General features: G+C 35.3%; 16 protein-coding genes, 1 other RNA gene and 1 other annotated feature. Of the genes, 9 read left to right on the top strand and 8 right to left on the bottom strand.

The window, feature by feature from the left end; all coding sequences use genetic code 11:
* Window positions 1-76: 76 nt before the first annotated feature.
* The 6 genes from G6O70_RS07230 to ezrA form a co-directional block, all read right to left on the bottom strand.
* Window positions 77-1,312: a nucleotide sugar dehydrogenase gene (locus G6O70_RS07230; protein ID WP_057869075.1), complete on the bottom strand. Its 1,236-nt coding sequence runs from the start codon at window positions 1,310-1,312 to the stop codon at window positions 77-79.
* 24 nt (window positions 1,313-1,336) lie between these two features.
* Window positions 1,337-2,290, bottom strand: a complete 954-nt coding sequence (locus tag G6O70_RS07225) for a glycosyltransferase family 2 protein (RefSeq protein ID WP_057869076.1) — start codon at window positions 2,288-2,290, stop codon at window positions 1,337-1,339.
* 358 nt (window positions 2,291-2,648) lie between these two features.
* Complete coding sequence (locus tag G6O70_RS07220; RefSeq protein WP_057869162.1) at window positions 2,649-5,306, bottom strand: valine--tRNA ligase; 2,658 nt, start codon at window positions 5,304-5,306, stop codon at window positions 2,649-2,651.
* 47 nt (window positions 5,307-5,353) lie between these two features.
* Window positions 5,354-5,565: a binding site (T-box leader), on the bottom strand.
* Between the two features lie 41 nt (window positions 5,566-5,606).
* Window positions 5,607-6,824: a tRNA uracil 4-sulfurtransferase ThiI gene (gene thiI, locus G6O70_RS07215; protein WP_057869077.1), complete on the bottom strand. Its 1,218-nt coding sequence runs from the start codon at window positions 6,822-6,824 to the stop codon at window positions 5,607-5,609.
* 19 nt (window positions 6,825-6,843) lie between these two features.
* Window positions 6,844-7,992: a cysteine desulfurase family protein gene (locus G6O70_RS07210; RefSeq protein WP_057869078.1), complete on the bottom strand. Its 1,149-nt coding sequence runs from the start codon at window positions 7,990-7,992 to the stop codon at window positions 6,844-6,846.
* Between the two features lie 208 nt (window positions 7,993-8,200).
* Entirely contained in the window at window positions 8,201-9,913 is a 1,713-nt protein-coding gene (ezrA, locus tag G6O70_RS07205; protein WP_057869079.1) for a septation ring formation regulator EzrA, read from the bottom strand.
* Window positions 9,914-10,084: 171 nt separating this feature from the next.
* Between ezrA and G6O70_RS07200 the strand changes: the two genes are divergently transcribed.
* From G6O70_RS07200 to G6O70_RS07175, 6 genes are all read left to right on the top strand, one after another.
* Entirely contained in the window at window positions 10,085-10,546 is a 462-nt protein-coding gene (locus G6O70_RS07200) for a GAF domain-containing protein (protein WP_057869080.1), read from the top strand.
* A 194-nt stretch (window positions 10,547-10,740) separates the two neighbouring features.
* Window positions 10,741-11,349 (top strand): 30S ribosomal protein S4, encoded by a 609-nt coding sequence (rpsD, locus tag G6O70_RS07195; protein WP_057829084.1) that lies wholly within the window; start codon window positions 10,741-10,743, stop codon window positions 11,347-11,349.
* Between the two features lie 128 nt (window positions 11,350-11,477).
* Window positions 11,478-12,761: a replication-associated recombination protein A gene (locus tag G6O70_RS07190; protein ID WP_057869081.1), complete on the top strand. Its 1,284-nt coding sequence runs from the start codon at window positions 11,478-11,480 to the stop codon at window positions 12,759-12,761.
* A 44-nt stretch (window positions 12,762-12,805) separates the two neighbouring features.
* Window positions 12,806-12,995: non-coding RNA, 6S RNA (gene ssrS / locus G6O70_RS07185), on the top strand.
* Between the two features lie 133 nt (window positions 12,996-13,128).
* Complete coding sequence (locus tag G6O70_RS07180; RefSeq protein ID WP_083481885.1) at window positions 13,129-13,422, top strand: hypothetical protein; 294 nt, start codon at window positions 13,129-13,131, stop codon at window positions 13,420-13,422.
* A gap of 80 nt (window positions 13,423-13,502) precedes the next feature.
* Window positions 13,503-13,973 carry a universal stress protein gene (locus G6O70_RS07175; RefSeq protein ID WP_057869083.1) on the top strand — a complete coding sequence of 157 codons (471 nt, stop codon included), beginning with the start codon at window positions 13,503-13,505 and terminating at the stop codon, window positions 13,971-13,973.
* Window positions 13,974-14,110: 137 nt separating this feature from the next.
* Here G6O70_RS07175 and G6O70_RS07170 read toward each other — a convergent pair whose 3' ends face one another.
* Together G6O70_RS07170 and G6O70_RS07165 are read right to left on the bottom strand one after the other, a co-directional pair.
* Window positions 14,111-14,671, bottom strand: a complete 561-nt coding sequence (locus G6O70_RS07170; RefSeq protein WP_057869084.1) for a DNA-3-methyladenine glycosylase I — start codon at window positions 14,669-14,671, stop codon at window positions 14,111-14,113.
* A 191-nt stretch (window positions 14,672-14,862) separates the two neighbouring features.
* Entirely contained in the window at window positions 14,863-15,990 is a 1,128-nt protein-coding gene (locus G6O70_RS07165; protein WP_057869085.1) for a D-alanine--D-alanine ligase family protein, read from the bottom strand.
* A 358-nt stretch (window positions 15,991-16,348) separates the two neighbouring features.
* On the opposite strand from G6O70_RS07165, the gene G6O70_RS07160 reads away from it, so the two are divergent.
* Genes G6O70_RS07160 through G6O70_RS07150 form a run of 3 tightly spaced genes read left to right on the top strand, consistent with a single transcriptional unit; the run spans window position 16,349 to window position 20,944 of the window.
* Window positions 16,349-17,857 carry a hypothetical protein gene (locus G6O70_RS07160; RefSeq protein ID WP_057869086.1) on the top strand — a complete coding sequence of 503 codons (1,509 nt, stop codon included), beginning with the start codon at window positions 16,349-16,351 and terminating at the stop codon, window positions 17,855-17,857.
* Window positions 17,854-20,013 carry an RNA degradosome polyphosphate kinase gene (locus tag G6O70_RS07155; protein ID WP_057869087.1) on the top strand — a complete coding sequence of 720 codons (2,160 nt, stop codon included), beginning with the start codon at window positions 17,854-17,856 and terminating at the stop codon, window positions 20,011-20,013. The genes G6O70_RS07160 and G6O70_RS07155 overlap by 4 nt, the downstream gene beginning before the upstream one ends.
* 4 nt (window positions 20,014-20,017) lie before the next feature.
* Entirely contained in the window at window positions 20,018-20,944 is a 927-nt protein-coding gene (locus G6O70_RS07150) for a Ppx/GppA phosphatase family protein (RefSeq protein ID WP_057869088.1), read from the top strand.
* The last annotated feature ends 103 nt before the right edge of the window (window positions 20,945-21,047 follow it).

The following is a 21,047-nucleotide window of genomic DNA, read 5'->3' as shown; positions in this document are numbered from 1 at the left end:
TAAAAGGTTTCTCCCATAGCCAAATCTTGACAATTTTTTGGAGAAACCATAATTTTAGATAGCAATTCTTTTATTCTTAATCCAAATGAAATAAATCTCTTGTATATATTTTTGTACGCACATCTGCTAATTCATCATTAAATCGATTTGCAACAATGATACTACTTATTTTTTTGAATTCTTCCAAATCATTTTCGATTTTGTATCCTTGAAAACTAGAGTGTCCCTTTAACATTGGCTCATAAATTACAATTTTGATATCTGGCTTAATCTTTTGTAACGCTTTAATAACACCTTGAATTGAACTTTCGCGAAAGTTATCACTATTTTTTTTCATTGTTAATCTATAGACACCAACTCTAGCCCTATTCTCATCAGAGTCAGTCTTAGCAATCAAGTTGACAATCTGGTCTGCAATGAACTCTTTTCGAGTATCATTAGACTTGACAATTGCTTCTATCAGATTTTGTGGAACGTCCTTATAATTCGACAGTAATTGCTTTGTATCCTTGGGCAAACAATATCCACCATAGCCAAATGATGGATTATTATATCCTTTACCAATCCGTGGATCTAAGCCAACACCAGCAATAATTTGCTGTGTATTAAGCCCCTTTGACTCTGCGTAAGTATCAAGTTCGTTAAAATAGCTGACTCTTAATGCTAAATACGTATTTGAAAATAATTTTACAGCCTCTGCTTCGGTGTAACCCATCACGAGCGTATCTACATTTTGCTCAAGAGCCCCCCTTTTTAACAAACTTGCAAAATATTGTGCATTCTTTTTCTCTTTTTTATCTGCCAAATCAGTACCAACAATAATTCTTGAGGGATGAAGATTGTCATATAAAGCTTTACTTTCACGTAAAAATTCAGGATTAAAAATTATGTTTTCTAAATTTAGCTTATTTTTAATTTTTTTTGTGAATCCTACAGGTACCGTCGACTTAACAACGATCACCGTTTCCTTATTGTATTTTCTTACTAATTCTATAACCTGTTCAACAGAAGAAGTATCAAAAAATTGCTTTTCACTATCATAATTCGTCGGTGTTGCTATAATCACAAGGTCAGCCTCTTTATAAGCCAATTCTGCATTAGTCGTTGGAATTAAGTCCAACTCATGGGTCGTAAGGTATTCTACAATCTCTTTATCTGCAATTGGTGAGACTTTCTTCTTCAGCAATTCGATTTTTTCTTCATCAATATCAACTGCAAAGACTTGATTATGCTGTGCCAGTAAAATCGAAATGCTTAATCCAACATAACCCGTTCCGGCAACTGCTATTTTTAGCTTGTTACTTTCTCTCATAACATGAACCCTCTTTTCTAAAAATTAATCAAGCTTATTTTTTTGATTGTAAGCTCTCATCGAGTCATCAAAAAGATCATTTCTATCATGATCTTTAAAATCTTGCATTGTTCTTTGCGAGTTTTTAGTTGCACGTCCCCTTGCTTTTTTTTGCAGGAATTCCTCTTCTGATTTAGTAAAATAATGATTAATCTGAATCTTATCTGTCTCTACATCCTGGGAGAATGGGCCATCCACTATTTGACTTTTCTCATTTACTGCATAATATCCAGGTAAATAAAAAGCTCCATGTGGATCATTCAAAAATCCAACTACTTTTCTGGGATCCACGATTGATTTGACGTGGAAGTTCTTCTCAAAATTCTTCTGCGCACGATATACAAAATTGTCAGTTAGTAGTCCTTGTGGTTTTTTTTTCAAAAAAGAAGAACCAAATATTTGCCAGTTGATTACAAAACCACCAACATGTGAATCAGTAAAATAATTTTTTAATAAATTAAAAAAGCTTAGTTTTCCATCCTTTAAATAGATGAACTCATCCGCGTCCAAAAATCCCATGTATCTCGAGTAACTACCGTATTTATTTAAAGCATCATTATAAGCATCCATTTGTCTTGCAGTTCCACTAAACATTACATAGGTCACCTTATCGTTAAATTCTACTAATACTTTCTTTAGATCATCTTGACTGTCATTATCATAGATATAAAAATGTTCTACTCCAATTGAAATATAATACGCTAGCCATTCCCTAATATAAGGCGCTTCATTTTTCAAAATTATCGTCATTGAAAGTCCATACTTCACTTGTGAATAATCATTTCGTTTCATCCACAATTTAAGTAACTTTGCCGCTCCATTAATCGCTACTTTTAATTCACTTTTTTTGAGCTCTTTTCCCATTTTCTTTTCGTATGGTAAATCAATAAAAGTTTGAGTTCTTCTAATACTGCAATGCAGTGCCTTTTTTAAACTCATAATATGAAAATCTCCTTTATATTAAAAAAATCTCTCAAAAAATACCGCTATTTTATTCTTTTAATTCTAAAGTTCTTTTTTGAATATTATGTGAAGTAACAACAAAAAAAATGTGAATAACTCTATAATTTTATGTTTTATATTCCACCAATTCCACTAAAACATGTTCTGCTATAAAAAAGCATCACTTTTATCTTATAAATAATTTAATATATATCCTATAATTTCTGAATTAATCTGAACTACATAAATCGTCAATACACAAAAAAGGATTAGACCAAAATTAATTTTGATCTAATCCCTTTTATACGGATTCTCAATCCTTTGTTAGTAAAATCATTCTTATTAACACACTAAACTAGTTTTTCTTTAAAGTTATAATTCTTTCTTTAGTTGCTTCTAGTTTTGCTTTGTAGTCACTAAGTTTCTCTTTTTCTTGAGCAACAACTTCCGCAGGAGCATTAGAAACGAAACGTTCATTACCCAATTTCTTTTCCCCACGAGTGACTTCGTTTTCCAATTTCTTAACTTCTTTTTGAAGTCTTGCAATCTCCTCATCAATATTGATTAAGTCTGCGAGTGGCAAATATACCTCAGCACCTGTAATAACAGAAGTCATTGCCAAATCTGGGGCAATAACATCCGTACTAATTTCGAGTTTCTTAGGATGACAGAAACGTTCAATATAGTCAATGTTAGATTCAAAAATTTTCTTTGTTTTTTCGCTTGAAGTTTTAATTAAGATTTCAATTGCACTTGACATTGGTGCATTAACCTCAGCACGGCTATTACGAACAGCCTTGATCAATTCAATCAAATTCTCCATTTCTCCTTGTGCAACCTCATCTACATCAGCAGCATTATATTCAGGGTACTTTGCAGTCACTAATGATTCACCATCGTGTGGCATTTCCAACCAAATTTTTTCAGTAACAAATGGCATGATTGGATGTAACAGTCTTAAAGTCTGGTCAAGAACATAACACAAAATATTCTGTGTATCCTTCTTCGCCTGTTCGTCTGTTCCATTCAAATCTTCTTTTGACATCTCAATATACCAATCGCAAAAATCATTCCAGATAAAGTTGTAAAGTGCCCTGCCAGCTTCACCGAATTCGAAGCTATCAAACAAACGTGTAACTTCACCAATAGTCTCATTCAAGCGACTAATAATCCATTTATCTGATAATTTCCATTCTTGTTTTGTAGGTAATTGTGCCTTTGTCTCGTCATCAAGGTTCATAATAACGAACCGGCTAGCATTCCAGATTTTATTGATGAAATTCCATGCAGCATCCATCTTTGTGTAACTGAAGCGTACATCTTGTCCAGGGGCAGAGCCATTGGATAAGAACCAGCGTAATGCATCTGAACCATACTTGTCAATTACATCCATTGGGTCAATTCCATTTCCCAATGATTTACTCATTTTGACACCATTCTCATCACGTATCAAGCCGTGAATAAGTACATGCTTAAATGGACGCTCTTCTGTGAATTCAAGACTTTGGAAAATCATTCTCGAAACCCAGAAGAAAATAATATCATAACCTGTAACTAAGGTATCTGTTGGGAAGTAACGCTTGAAGTCGGCCGCGTTCTCGTCTGGCCAACCCATTGTAGAAAATGGCCATAAGGCACTTGAAAACCAAGTATCTAATACATCTTCATCTTGAATCCAGTTCTCAATGTCTTGTGGTGCTTCTTCACCAACATAGATTTCGCCGGTTTTTTTATGGTACCACGCAGGTATCTGATGTCCCCACCACAATTGTCGTGAAATTACCCAGTCATGAACATTTTCCATCCACTGCGTAAAAGTATTTTCGAAACGCCCAGGTACAAAATTCACTCTTTGTTCTGAATTTTGATTCTCCAATGCAACTTTTGCCAATGGTTTCATCTTGACAAACCATTGAGTTGATAAACGTGCTTCAACTTGTACGCCCGTACGTTCAGAATGACCAACACTATGTGTGATTGGTTCAATCCGCAATAAATAACCCTCGGCATCAAGATCAGCCACAATCGCTTTACGTGCCTCAAAGCGATCCATTCCTTCATATTTACCGGCATTGGCATTCATTGATGCATCTTCATTCATGGTATTGATTCTTTCTAAATCATGACGATTACCAACCGCAAAGTCATTAGGATCATGTGCGGGTGTAATCTTAACCATTCCTGTTCCAAATTCTGGATCAACATACTCATCCGCAATTATTTTAATTTTACGTCCTTGCAACGGTAGGATTAACGTCTTTCCAACAATCTCCTTGTATCGTTCATCGCTAGGATGAACTGCAACTGCAACATCACCCATCATCGTTTCAGGACGAGTCGTTGCAATTTCAATATAGTTCTTACCATTGAACTTTGTCTCATCAGCAAATGGATACTTGACATGATAAAAGGCACCCTTTACATCCTTATGAATAACTTCAATATCAGACAATGCTGTTCTAGCCTTTGGGTCCCAGTTGATGATATATTCACCACGGTAAATTAAGCCTTTTTTATACAATGTCACAAATACTTTCCGTACAGCTTTAGACAACCCATCATCAAGTGTAAATCTTTCACGATCATAATCTAAAGACAATCCGAGTTTCTTCCATTGCTGATGAATAATATCCGCATATTCATCTTTCCATTCCCAGACAGTTTCGATAAACTTCTTACGACCTAAGTCATAACGAGAGATACCTTGTTCTGCGAGGCGGGCTTCAACCTTAGCTTGTGTCGCAATTCCTGCATGGTCCATCCCCGGAAGCCATAAAGTATCAAAACCCTGCATTCTTTTTTGACGAATAATCATATCTTGCAATGTAGTATCCCACGCATGTCCTAAGTGCAACTTACCTGTGACATTTGGTGGCGGGATAACAATTGAATACGGCTTTGCCTTTTTGTCTCCATTTGGTTTAAATACTCCTTGTTCCAGCCATTTTTCATAGCGACCCGGTTCAACTTGTTGTGGGTCATATTTCGTTGACATCTCAATCTCTTTTGTCATACTTTCAGTCCTTTCTTTTTTATAAAACAAAAAAGCCATCCTAAAAAAATTAGGACGACTTTCACCGTGGTACCACCTAAGTTGGGCTTTTAACCCCTCTTAATTCCATGATAACGAACATGTCCGGTCAGACTTACGTAATTCAGTTCAGTCCAACAGCTTACAAGCTACAATCTTGAGACTGGCTAGAGATCTTTCAGCACACAACCTCTTCTCTGAAAACCAATGTCTGCAAAACCCTCTTGTTCTTCGCTTATGCCCTATATAATAGCTTGAATATATAATACCGTCAAGCTTAAATTATAGAAGTTCCGCAAAACTATCATTGGTTTCAGCTAGAAATTTCTGATCACTCTTAATTTCCGTGATTTCAATTCCATCCATTGCTCTTTCTATCATTCCATCAACATCTAAGCGTGATTCATAGATTCTCGCCTTATCTAGGCGTGGTCTTGTTTTAGGTGCCGGTGGTGCAAAAATAGTACAACAATCTTCAAAAGGCATGATCGATAAATCAAATGTATCAATTTTTTGTGCAATCTCAATGATCTCATTTTTATCCATCGAAACTACTGGACGTAACACTGGCAGAGTTGTCACATCATTTATTGCGACCATACTTTCAAGTGTTTGTGAAGCCACCTGTCCAAGTGCTTCCCCGTTGAAAATAGCAAGTCCATCTCGTTTTTGAGCAATCAAAGCCGTAAGACGTAACATAAAACGTCTTTGAACGGTCATCAAATAACCTGATGGAACATCATGCTTAACCGTTTCTTGGATTTCCGTAAATGGGACTTGAATAAATTTGATACTTCCAACAAATGGTGCAAGTTTAGAAGTCAGCTCTTTAGCCTTATTCAAAGCTTGCTCACTGGTATAAGGTGGGCTAAAGAAATGAACCATTTCAATTGCCACTCCACGTTTCATTGCAAGATAACCCGCCACAGGTGAATCAATTCCACCTGACAACATTAACATTCCCTTTCCAGCTGTTCCAACTGGAAGACCACCAGCACCATTAATTGTCTGGCTTGATAAAAAGATTCCATTACTTCTAATCTCAACTCGTAAGGTAATGTCTGGTTTTTTCATCTGAACCTTAATTTCTGGAATACTATCGAGCACATATCCACCAAGTAAATCATTCATCTCGTTGGTGTCTAATTCAAAATCATGGTCTGAACGGCGGGTATTGATTTTAAAAGTCGTACCCTCAGTAAACTGTTCTTTGATCATTGCAACAGCCGTTTGCTTCACAAGTTCAATATCACGTTTAACCTTAACCGATGGTGAAAAGTTCTGAATGCCAAAAACCTGTCCCAAGCGCTTCATCACAGCAGCACTGTCCTCACCATTTAATTGGATATGCATTCTATCTCTATTAGCCTTGATGATGAGTTTGGAAAAAGAATGTAGACTCTCTCTTGTATTAAAAGCTAACCGATCAATAAAGTTTTTTCTATTTTTACCTTTAGTTGATAATTCGCCATAGCGAACCATTATTTCTGTATATTGCACACTTTACTTCCTTTCATTTTTACGAATTAATCTTTTCAAATTGATGATATAATTGTTCAAACACATCGACAAATGTTTGAGCCTCTGCCAAACTATTATGTTCATCTAGACTAACACGAATCGCAGATGTTGCAACCTTTTCAGGAATATTCATTGCATTTAATGTTCCTGAGACAACATGTTTTTTAGAGGAACATGCACTTGTTGTTGAAATATAAATCCCATGTTCCTCAAAGGCATGCACAATTGTCTCACCCCTGACACCATCAATCGTAAAGCAAAGAATATGGGGTGCAAATTCTGATGTCATTTGTGAAAACATCGTAACTTTAGGAAATTTAGTGACATAATCATAAATAAATTTTTTTATTTCAAGTTGTTTCGCAACTTTGGTTTTTTCCTCTTCTAATAGTAGTCTCAAAGATTTAGCCATAGCAGCTATCGCAGGAAGATTCTCCGTTCCACTACGCAAATTTTTCTCCTGTCCTCCACCGCTCATTAATGGCGCTAATTTACGGCCTCGGCGCTTAAACATGAACCCAATGCCTCTTGGTGCATGGAACTTATGCCCAGAAAAAGTTACAAAATCAACGCGATTGTTCATAATAATTTGCTGAATTCCTTTGCCTATACCCTGAACTGCATCAATATGAAAATGAATTTTGGGATAATTCTTTAATATCTCAGCAATCTTATCAACTGGCTGAATAGTTCCAATCTCGTTATTAACAGCCATGATTGAAACTAGAATCGTATCTGGCCGAATCGCATCCTTTAAATCTTGAACAGAAACCTGTCCATTCTCATTGACTGGCAGATATGTTACTTCAAAACCTAGTTTCTCTAACTGAACCATCGAATTTAACACTGCGGGATGTTCAACACTTGAAGTAATTAAGTGTTTACCATGTATTCTTTTTTCAATAGCCGTGCCCTTAACAACCCAATTATCGCCTTCAGTTCCACCGCTTGTAAAAAAAATTTCATCTTGTTCAACACCCATCAGATTAGCAATCTGCAATCTCGCTTGCTCTAATAATCCAAATGCGTGTTCACCTGCAGCATGAAGTGAGGATGGGTTTCCCCAAATCTGATTACTAACCTTGATGTAGGTTTCCAATGCCTGAGGTGCAACTTTAGTTGTTGCACTATTATCAAAATAAATCATTTTTATCCTTCCCATACCGAAAACTTATTTTTATTAAAAATAAAACTCGCAAATTATTTTACAATATATGTTGCTAAAAACAAAGTTAATTTTTAGAAATTTAAAGATCTGAGTGCTTTTGGTATCATTTAACGCTTGAATACTAAGAAAAATTCAAAAACTAAAAAAAAGCTGAGTCAAAATATAATTTTTGATCCAGCTACAATAGTTATTTGTTAGTGGTAGTCTTACTTGCATAATACTCATCTTCAATTTTTTTATATGCCCCGGTTTCGACTTTATCAATCGCAGTTGCAATCCGTTCTAAACTACCTGCATAATCATAATTTTGATTGAAGAGATGATATGCTTCATCCGATGCTTGTGCCACCTCTGGAAAGCGTAAACGGTACCGATTAGCATATTGTAATAAACGCTCCGTCAAAGATGCACTATCTATTATATCGTTTGTTTTTTCAGTTAGAACGTCTAAGTCAGACTGAGTATCAATCATCAGTTTAGTTATTTCATCCATGTCAATCTTAACCTGATTTAATTTATCAGCTAAATCATCAATTTCGGCATTTACAGAATAAAAATAATCTAAATATTCTTTGGACAATCCAGGCAAGTTCAACTTTTCAAGATCACGCTTCACACTATGAATGTCAAAGTCAAAAAGTCGAACTGCCTTATGTGCCTCTTGTTCATCATTCCACAGCGTTTGCACACTGTCACCAATCTTAGCTTGCTTTTCTTCAATCTTTTTGAGCGTTTCAATCTGTTTAGTCTGTTGCTCTTTCAAAACAGAATATACTATCGGTTTCTTACCATCAACTTTTTCTTGATAATTTGCAAGCTCTTGCTCAATCTCCTTTAGATCTTCATCAAGTTGCTTTGCATTTTCCATTTCATCATGATTGAATGTGTAATTTTGACTCAGTCGATCAAGCTCCGCTAATAATTCACGTTGATTTTTTCTTGCGTGTGCAACAAACTTTTTGAAAGTTTCAATCTTAACCTCAACTTCACTTCTTGCTTTCAATTCAGATTCCAATTCATCGTATGCTTCATTAATTTCCTGATCAATTTTCTGATCTGTTTGTTCTCCATCGTCCAATGCTAATTCGCTCAAATTAACAATATTTGTTGCAATCAACGTCTGAATATCAGAAATTTTCTTATCAAAGTCAGTCACGAAACCATATTTTGTAGCTGATAATTTATCATATGCTTCCTTTATTTCAGTAATCTGTTCCGGATAAACATTCTTCACACTTCGATACAGCGAAGGAATAACCTTTATTGCTTTTTCCAGCAAAGCAGTCTCCTTTTTTAATACTTTCAATATCTCAGTTGATTTTACATAATCTCCCTGTTTAGTTGTTTGGCTATAGCTGTCAAAAGTCTTTTCAATTTTTGCTAAATCTTCCTCTAACTTGTCAATACTAGGACCATAGGAAAAGTTCTTTGCAAGTAGTGTTTTACGAATATTTTGATATTTTTGCTCTAATTGCTTTATTCTCTTTTGGTGTTCTAAATTACTTTTCTTAAACTCTTGCAAATTTTGCTTTGTTTCTTTTTCTAATTTAGTTGCAGTCTCAAGTTTAGTATTAAGTAAATTTAACTCTCTTCTAACTTCAAAAAAGCGATAATGTCCATTCGCGTCTACCAATTCTGTCAAATGTTCGGATATCTGAGGCAATTTATGATTGACCATATATAAATAATTTTGCTTCGTCTCCTCAAACTGTGTGAGCGACTCACCAGATAACTTGATTTTTTCTGTGCTGAGGATCTCTTTATGTACCGAAGACTCAACAAGCTTATTGACTTGCTCCTTCTTCACCGCAATTTCGGAGGCATTTTTCCGTTGCAAATAAAAAAAGGAAAAATAGACCACCACTGCGACTATTACAATTGCGCTCAAAACTAACGTCATCAAGTCCTCACTCCTATGTAAATACACTTTTTGTCTTCTATCGGCAAGAACTAATATTTTACCACCTATTAAAAACTTGCCTAATTAATCGTTTCAATCTAAAATCTATTTAATTATATCATAGTTATATCAACTTACACAGAAATAGTATACTTGAATAGGAGTTTAAAAATGAAAAATACACTTTTAATTCAACAATTGGATTCATTATTAAAAAATGAAACAAATTTTGTTGCCAATTTAGCAAATACATCTGCTTTAATCTTCGAAAGTTTTCCCAACATTAACTGGGCTGGCTTTTATCTCTATGAACAAAAGAATGACGAATTGGTTCTTGGACCATTTCAAGGAAAAGTTGCATGCATGCACATCTCAATTGGTAAAGGTGTCTGTGGAACAGCCTTCCAAGAAGGAAAAACCTTAGTGGTTGCCAATGTCTTGGAATTTCCAGGTCACATTGCCTGTGACGCAGCGAGTCGTTCAGAAATAGTTGTTCCACTAATTAAGAATGGTAAAAAAATTGGGGTACTAGATATTGATTCTCCTAATGAAAATCGTTTTACAGAAGCTGACCGCTTGACATTAAATTCTTTAGTTACCACCTTACTTGATCATTGTGACTTACTTGACTAATGATCGATTTTTAGATATACTGTTTCCTGTGTAAAATATGCAGCAGTCTGCGGTAAGCTCGTCAACAGTTCGTTGCCCTATTTGGTTCAGTCAGTACCTCTTCGGCTGCAAGAGTGAACGCTGCAAAACAAACTGCACGAATACTAAGTAGACAGCCTATTTTACTCCAAAAAAATTATTGGAGGAACTTTTTTATGTCTCGTTATACAGGTCCAAGTTGGAAAGTATCACGTCGTTTAGGTATTTCATTGACTGGTACAGGTAAAGAATTAGCACGTCGTCCATATGCTCCAGGACAACACGGTCAAAACAACCGTCGTAAATTATCTGAATATGGTTTGCAATTACGCGAAAAACAAAAGCTTCGCATGATTTATGGCCTTTCAGAACGTCAATTCTCAAACCTTTTCAAGCGTGCTGGCAAGATTCGTCAAGGTCGTCATGGTGACAACTTCATGATTTTGTTGGAACAACGTTTGGATAATGTTGTTTACCGTTTAGGTTTAGCTACAACTCGTCGTCAATCACGTCAGTTGGTAAACCATGGTCACATTACAGTTAATGGCAAGCGTGTTGATATTCCTTCATACGAAGTTTCTGTAGGTGATGTAATTTCATTGCGTGAAAAATCAAAGAACTTGCAAATTGTTAAAGACGCTCTTGAAGCAATTGTTGGTCGTCCACAATTTGTAACTTTTGATGAGAACAAGCTTGAAGGTTCATTAGTTCGTTTACCAGAACGTGAAGAACTTGAAGCTGAAGTTGATGAAGCTCTTATCGTTGAATACTACAACAAACTTTAATAACCGACTTCTTGTCAGTTTAGCCAGATTCTTTTATGAATCTGGTTTTTTTAATCCCTTCAAAACAGTAACCGAAACATGATACAATGTTATACTTTATTTATAAAATGTATGAAAGGAGATAGCTTATGCTAAAGCCCCTAGCCTACCGCATGCGCCCTAAGAATATTGAAGAAGTTGTCGGTCAACAAAATCTAGTTGGTCCAGGTAAAATCATCAGACGAATGGTCGATGCCAAATTGCTCTCTTCAATGATTCTCTACGGCCCCCCTGGAACAGGAAAAACGAGTATTGCCAGTGCTATCGCTGGTTCAACAAAATATGCTTTTAGAATGCTTAATGCCGCGACTGATTCAAAAAAAGAATTAGAAGTGGTCGCTGAAGAAGCAAAGATGAGTGGTACAGTTATCCTCTTACTTGACGAAATTCATCGTCTTACTAAACCAAAACAGGATTTTTTATTACCTCATCTTGAAAGTGGCCGGATTATCTTAATTGGTGCAACAACAGAAAATCCTTATATCGCAATCAACCCGGCCATAAGAAGCCGTACACAAATATTTGAGGTTAAACCTCTAACAGAAGATGACATTAAGATTGCCATTGAGCGTGCATTATCCGATAAAACTAACGGTCTAGGATCATATAATGTGGCCTTAACTTCTGATGCATCGACTCACCTTTGTCGTGCTACAAACGGAGATCTGCGTAGTGCTTTAAATGCCCTCGAATTAGCTGTTAGATCAACTACGCCAGAAAATGGAAGTCAAGAAATAAAGATTTCTTTACCCATTATTGAGGAATGCTTACAGCACAAAGCTCTCGTACAAGATAAAGATGGAGATGCGCATTACGATGTAATCTCCGCCTTTCAAAAATCCATTCGTGGTTCTGATACGGACGCCGCACTTCATTACCTTGCACGTTTGCTAGCTTCCGGTGACTTAATCAGTGTTAATCGCAGGCTCTTAACAATTGCATATGAAGACATTGGACTAGCGAATCCTCCTGCAGCTGCAAGAACTGTTGATGCTGTGACTGCAGCTGAAAAAATTGGCTTGCCTGAAGCTCGAATTCCTTTAGCGGTTGCAGTAATTGATCTTTGTCTATCACCTAAATCCAATTCTGCGATAAACGCCATTGACGGAGCACTCGCAGACATTAATCGCGGTGGCTATGGTGATGTTCCGGCACACCTAAAAGATGCACATTATCAAGGTGCTAAAATACTTGGTCATGGAACTGATTATCTGTATCCTCATGATTATCCTCACGATTGGATTCCACAACAATATCTACCAAATCCAATCAAGAATAAGAGCTACTATGAGCCAAAAGATAATGGGCGCTATGAAACCGTGTTAAAGGAACAGTATGCACGTTTAAAAAAGATGCAAAAAAGCAAAAAGTAACCGTTAACATTTGAAAAAAGCAGAATAGTATGCTAAGATGTAAACATAATCTGAAATGTACGCGTTGTCTCATAATGTAAGGTTGACCGAACACTTATATACCTTGGCTTTTGAAATATTTTGTGGATAACATGCCTATTTTAAGTAGGAAGTTAGAAGCTAAATTATCAAAAACCACCTGCTTGTTTGCGGGTTCAACTACAGAGACGATTAACGGCATTAGACGGATTCCAAAGTTTATTCTTTGGACGGAAGGGTTGTACTGAGACATTTGTTTTGGTGCAGCCCTTTCCATTTATGCTTGTCAATTTCCTTAAGACTAAGAAAATTGACAGTACACAATATTATTGTTCTGTGAGGAATTGTGATGATAAATACAATCATAAGTTTATTCGTATTCTTACTTGGAATATTGCTTCTTTTTATTGGCTTGTACTTGTTAAAACACAAGAACAAACCATTTATGCTTTTTCATCCCGAGAAACATAGAGATTTAAGAATTATTATTCAAATCACTGGGACAACGTTAATATTTCTCGCCTTTTTAACCTTTGTAAGTCTCCTACTCAATAATCAATTATTCTTATCAATTATCCTAATTCTTGATGTAGCAATCATTCCAATTCTACCCGTTTTGATGTTAAGCTATATTGAGAAATAATTCACTATTATTCATCATTTTTCTTTAAAATTCTAAAAAAATGCAGTAAAATGTAAGTGAAAGATGAAAGGGTGATTTGTATGTTACAACAATATAAAAATATTCTAGTACCTGTCGACGGATCAAAAGAAGCTGAATTGGCATTCAAAAAAGCCGTCGCTGTTGCAAAGAGAAATGGTAAAGAAGCACACTTAGAGTTACTTCATGTTGTTGATACACGTGCCTTCCAAAATATTTCGAGTTATGATGCCAGCATGGTAGACGAAGTTGTTGAGACTGCCAAGAAAAAGATCGAAAGTTATATCAATGAGGCTAAAGCTGACGGTGTTGAAAATATATCTTATTCGATCGAATATGGTGCACCAAAAACAATTATCGCTAAGGACAAACCTACCGAATTAGAAACTGATTTAATTATGATTGGTGCTACTGGTTTGAATACAGTTGAACGTTTACTTTTGGGCTCAGTTACAGAGTATGTTACGAGAACTGCAAGTTGTGATGTTCTTGTTGTTCGGACAGATTTGGACAATAAGCAACCTGAAGAATAAAGTTAATTAGTTGAAAAAGAGAGGACCTGGGTCAAAGTTAAATTTTGATCTAGGCCCTCTCTTTATTACGAATAAACGTGTTTCATAAGTTAAAACCTTCTCACTTAAATAGTCATAGCTTTACTAAGAAACTTTGCTTACCCCCGACTCTTTTTTATCTCACAATTTGTTAAATGGTCATCAACCATCCCTATAGACTGCATAAATGAATAAACTATCGTTGGTCCGACAAAGGCAAAACCAAGTTTTTTCATATCCTTTGCAATTTTTTGCGAGAGCGCTGTTTGTGCTGGTACTTGTTCACCAAATTCCCAATGATTAACAATTTGTTTATTCCCGATAAAATTCCATAGGTATTCGCCAAAGTCGAATTCTGTGTTTTTCTTTAATTCAAGCAAAGTTTGAGCATTTCTTATAATTGCCCGAATTTTTCGTTGATTACGAATAATTTCTTTGTTGCTCATTAAGTTTTGAACATCCGCTTCTGTCATTTCTGCAATTTTTTTTACTTCAAAATCATAAAAAGCAGTTTTAAAACCTGCCCGTTTTTTTAGAATAACTTCCCACTTCAGCCCAGCCTGCATTATTTCAAGTGAAAGCATCTCAAAAAGGATTCTCTCTTCTTTTTTTGGCACGCCCCACTCCTTATCATGATACGCCATCAACAAGTCGTTCCCCATTGCCCATGAACATCTCATCAAACTCCTCCTTTATTATGTAAATAATATACGCAAAAAATTTATTACCCTTAACATAAAATTAAAAGAGATGTTCCAAAATAAATTTTTTGGTACACCCCTTTAATCAGCTTATTCTATTAAAAATAGTCACTAATATTGGTTATGAATCATCTGATCATTTTCCATAATAAACTATTTATTAGTAATATCTACTTCTTTTCAGGTAATTTTTCTTCACCAAGATCTACAAAATCATAATGAAGTTTTGCATTATCATTAAATTCAGTAATTGCTAATTCAATTAGCTGGTCAATCAAATCACTATAGTCAATTCCTGATACGGCCCATAATTGTGGATACAACGAAATGTTCGTGAAGCCAGGTAAGGTATTAACTTCACCAAAATAGGGTACGTTATTACTGTCAACCAAGAAATCCATTCTTGCTAGACCACGATTACCCAACACACGAAAAGCATCTAATGACATTTGCTTGATTTCTGCTGTTAAGTCCTCTGGTAATTCTACTGGCATCTCAAACTCAACACCTGAGGCATCCACAAACTTATTGTTATAGTCATAGAAGACATCATCATCAGGTATCTTAATTGCTCCAAGTTTTGAAGCCTTTGCATTACGATTACCTAATACTGAACATTCTACTTCGCGCGGATGATCAATTGCTTCTTCAACGAGCAACTTAAAATCATAATGGAATCCTTCTTTAACAGCCTTATCAAATTCATCTTTGTTCTCAACTTTATAAATTCCAACTGAAGAACCTTGACGAGCTGGCTTAACAAACATTGTTGTTCCAAGCTTCTTGCTACAGTTCTCATAAGTATATTGAGTTTGATTTTCTGGAGTAACTACAACATACTTTGTATTGCGGATACCATGAAGAGTCAATAATTGCTTCGTCAAATCTTTATCAAAAGAAACACCTGAAGATGCAACTCCGCTACCAATCCAAGGCTTGTTCAATAATCTAAATAAGCCTTGCACTGTACCATCTTCTCCCATATTGCCATGAATAACTGGGTAGAAAACATCAATATTTTTAACTTCAGAAATATTTTGAATATTTGCAAGTGGGTTAGAAAAATCAATATTCGCAGTTGCTTCTGCAACAACTGTATCTTCATCTTCCCCATCAAAAATTCTCATTGAATCTTTGTTTCCTAAAAGATAGCCATTTTTTGTGAACATAAATACAGATACATCATACTTATCTTTATCCATTCCGTCATAAATGTTATGTGCTGAGCGCTTTGAAACAGCATGCTCTGATGAGTTACCTCCAAAAAACAATGCAATGTGTAATTTCTTTTTTTCCATGAAAATTCCCATTCCTATTCAGTTATCTTATTATACGGTTTTCTATCATACGATGTTATAAAACTTATGATATTGAAAATGCTTTAATATCTTATAAAATATTACCATGATTAGCTCGTTTTGTCAGTTGAAAACATCAATTCATCACTTAAAAATATTTTTTTAACAAAAGTACGCGCTGAAAATCTCACCTCAATACTGCTTAAAAATAAGCAAAAAGTATTTTCATCTAATTTTACTGGCTATTTTTTTTCTCGTAAAAAGATTTTTAATTACCTATTATTTACACAACCTTTCTTTAAAAAAAAGTAAAAAATTGTTAATATTAAATAAGAAACTAAATATTGAGGTGAATCTTGTGGCAAAAAAACTATACGGCATCATTTATATGACTCCCAGACAAACTAAGCTCTCTATTGTGGATTTAAATGACTTCTCAGTTATAGAAGAAGTCACATCTAACTTTTACAGTAACCACACTTATGAATATCAACATAATATACAAGCCATTACAAAATCCCTTAATGGTTTCTTACTTATTCTAAAAGAATACGGTGTTAAAAATTACCGCTTTTGGGGTAATCAACAACCCTTAGATGAAATTAGTGCACGTTACTTAGGTGAACAAATCTATGTTCGAACAACCTTGCGAATTCATTGGCTAAATACAAGCCAATTAACCTACTATAAGGCTGTAGCAATTGTGACACACTTAGATAATTTTAAAAAAATTAGTTCGTCCCTAACATTCTTGTTAAGTCTTGGTTCAGAACGTGTTTCCCTATCTCAATTCAATAATCAAAAATTCGCCTCTACTTGGAATGTCGATCTAGGATCTGCTCAACTCTATGATGTTAATAGGACATTAAAGCCTACCACGAATAGTTCAATGACTGTCCTTGACGATTATATCGACAGTAAGCTTGAACATCTTAAACATGTTTTCGCAAACCAAAAAATATCTTCTAATTTAATTTTACAAGATTCATTGATCATTAATAAAAAGTTCATTCCAGTTGATCAGACTTCATATGCCATGCCGCTTGAAGAGTTCAAAAAACTTTATCAAAAAGTCACCAATGCTTCTGACCAATTTTTAATGGATTTTTTTAAAGTTGATGAAAATGAGATAACAAGTATTACCTCATATTTCTTGCTGTTAAACAAAATCATTAGATTAATTAAAGCACAAAATATTATTTTAACTGATATCACAGTTTCTGATGGACTTGCAATTGATCGTGCCCAAAGGACGGGATTAAAAAAACAGAATTTCGATGAATTGATCCTAACTACAGCAGAAAATATGGCTACACGTTATCTTACAAGTAAATCACATAGAGAAAATGTTACTATGATTGCTTTACATCTTTTTGATCAATTAAAAAAATTACATCATCTTGGTAAAAGAGAGCGTCTCTTACTGCAAGTATCCTGCATCCTTGCCGATATTGGTAATTACATTAACCAGCAAGGACACTATAACCATTCTGCATATATTTTACAATCTACAAAAGTACTCGGTCTATCAAATACTGAAAACTTGATTATCGCTGAAATTGCACGTTATCATAGTAGTGAATCACCATCTTCAAGTGCAACTCATTTCAAACAACTAGATCCAGAAGTTCAAATGAAAGTTGCAAAATTATCTTCTTTTTTGCGCATTGCTGATTCTTTAGATGATTCACGCGAAGAAAAAATTCAAAAAATATCAATATCACTACGCGAAACGGAATTGATTATTTTTGCATATTCAAACCAAAATATTGCCTTGGAACAATGGTCCTTCACCAACAAAGCCGAACTTTTTGAAAAAGTATTTGGTCTAAAAGCAATACTAAAACAACGGAGGCAATTACAATGAGTAAATTTGACAAGCAAGATTATTTTAAAAATCGTGAATTAAGCTGGTTGGAATTTAATGAGCGCGTACTTGAAGAAGCGCGTGAACCAGAAAATCCATTACTTGAACGTGCAAATTTTCTTGGGATTACACAAAGCAATGTTGATGAGTTCTTCATGGTTAGAGTTGCTTCACTGAATAAAATGTATTCTGTAAATATTGAAACTACTGATGCTTCTGGAATGACACCTAAAGAACAAATTGATAAGATCAACGAAAAAGAACAAGAAATGGTTATACGACGCTATACGACATACAATCGCTCAATTATTCCACAACTAGAGAAAAATAATATTAAACTAATCACAGCTTCTGAAACTACTGAGGAACAATATAAATTTATTCATCGTTATTTTAATGACGAATTATATCCCGTACTAACACCTTTGGCTGATGATTCTTCACGCCCATTTCCCTTCATCAGCAATAATTCGCTGAACATTGCCGTACGTCTTCATGAGACGGATAACAAAAAAAATCGACGCTTCGCAACGGTCAGAATTCCTGATGTTTTTACAAGAATTATCCGACTCCCATATGAAGAGAATTCATTTATTCTACTTGAAGATATTATTAAAGAATTCATTGGCACTCTTTTCATTGGGTATAAGGTCAGTGATGCTGCAACTTATCGTGTCATTCGTGATATGGACTTAGATGTTGCCGAGGAGGATACTTCTGACTTACTTCGGGAAGTTCAAAAACAATTAAAGAAACGTGAGCACGGAGGCGTCATGCGCTTAGAAATCGAAAGCTCAATGCACAATCGTCTAAAATCAAGATTAATTGAAACTTTGGATGTCGACAAAAAAGCGGTTTACGAAATTAATGGTCCAATTGACCTGACATTCTTAAAAAAATTACCTGGATTAATTGAAGGCCATCCAGAATTGAGATATTCAAAATTCAAACCATTTGTTGATCCTGCTCTAGCAAATAACAAAAACTTCTTTACACAAATTAGAAAAAAAGATTTCTTCATGCACCATCCCTATGATTCTTTCAGTTCTGTCGTGAACTTCATTGGTCAGGCTGCAACTGATCCAAATGTATTGGCAATCAAAATGACTCTCTATCGTGTTTCTGGCAAATCTCCAATTATCAATTATCTTGGACTAGCCGCACAACATGGTAAGCAAGTCACTGTTCTCGTTGAGGTAAAAGCTCGTTTTGATGAAGAAAACAATGTTCGTTGGGCTAAACAACTTGAAAAAATGGGGTGCCATGTTATTTATGGACTTGTCGGATTAAAGACGCATTGCAAGATTGCCCTAGTCATTCGTCATGATGACGATGGTATCCGTAGATACATTCACCTTGGTACCGGTAACTACAATGATGTAACAGCAAATTTCTACACCGATATGGGGATTATCACAGCTGATGGGGACATCGGAATTGATGCTTCTAATTTATTTAACATGCTTTCAGGATATTCAGAACCACCCTATTTCCATAAATTGCATATTTCTCCCAAACGTATCCGTTCTTTTATTGATAAGAAAATTGATAATGAAATCATGGCCGCAAAAGCTGGTCACAAAGCTGTTATCAAAATGAAGATGAACTCCTTATCTGATCAAAAAATTATTGAACATCTATATGAAGCTTCAGCTGCTGGAGTTAAGATTCAATTAATTATTCGGGGAATATGTTGTCTAAAAACAGACATTCCAGGTGTCAGCGACAACATTGAAGTCCATTCAATTGTTGGCCGTTTTCTTGAACATAGCCGCATTTATTACTTCTATAACGAAGGAAATGAAGATGTTTATCTTTCCAGTGCCGATATGATGACAAGAAATCTTAATCGAAGAGTTGAGTTGTTATTTCCAGCACTAGATGACAAGATTAAACACAAAATCATTTCAATTTTTGGGACGATGTGGGATGATAATATGAAGACGCGAATACTGCAAGGTGACATTTTTACACATTTAGACCGTCGCGGTCATACACGTCTGGATGTCCAAGAGTATTTTGTAACAGAAGCAGAACAAAAAAATCAACTACTACTAGATCGACAACGTGCAGAAAAAAGAAATGCTTCAACTTTTATTCCGATGACTCATCATGACGATTCTCCACGACTTCCTGGTAGTGACAAGGAGGAATAAAGAAATGATTAACTTTGCGGTGATTGATCTTGGATCTAATTCGGTTAGAATGACTATCACTCAAATCAAAGATGATGGTACAACCAAGGTTACTCATCAATTAAAAGAGATGGTACGTCTTTCCGAAGATATGGGTGCAGAAAAAGTTCTGCAAGAAGAACCTATCAAGCGAACCCTTGAGGCACTCAAAAATTTCGAGGAAGTCTATGAAAACCTCCCTCATCTCCATATTGAAGCTTTAGCAACAGCCGCTGTAAGGGCTGCAACTAATCAAGCTGAATTCTTACAGCTTGTAAAAAAGAAGGTTGGCATTGATTTTGAAGTAATCACTGGTGAACGTGAAGCTTACCTCGATTTTTTGGGAGTAACTCGAACTCTTGATGTAGGTGAAGAATGTCTAATTATGGATACCGGTGGTGCAAGTACTGAATTAATTTTAGTAAAACAAAATCAGGTATCTCACTTAATAAGTTTACCGCTCGGTTCTGTAACTATTTCTCAAGCTTTCAACCTTGATGACAAGATCAAAGCGTCCGATTTGTTTCTTGCAATGACTGATGTGGAAAAAGCCCTAACCGATATTGATTGGCTTGTAGATGCTCACAAGACTAAGCTTGTGGTTTTAGGTGGAAGCAATCGTACCCTAGCAAAGATTGCTCGTCGCAAAATTGATGCTGAAAATCCGCCAGATATCCATGGATTTACACTAAGCAGTGATGCTGCCTTTGATATTTTTGCCGAACTTGTAGATTTGGATAAAAGTGAGCGTGAAAAGATTCCTGGACTTGCAAAGGCTCGTGCCGATGTTATTGTAGGTGGACTTACACCAATTTCTATAATTATGCGAACACTACATATTCCTCAAATATTATTTTCAAATCATGGACTACGTGAGGGTGCACTTTTCGATTTTATGGATAAACAGCAATAATAATATTTTTATTTTTGATATATATTAAAACTAGCGACACCCAATAATTAGATTAAAAATCTAACTATTGGGTGTCGCTTGTTTTCCCTCAATGACTAACTTT

The organism is Liquorilactobacillus hordei DSM 19519 (genome assembly GCF_019443985.1).
GTDB lineage: Bacteria > Bacillota > Bacilli > Lactobacillales > Lactobacillaceae > Liquorilactobacillus > Liquorilactobacillus hordei.
This window is presented reverse-complemented; position numbering and strand designations above follow the sequence as displayed.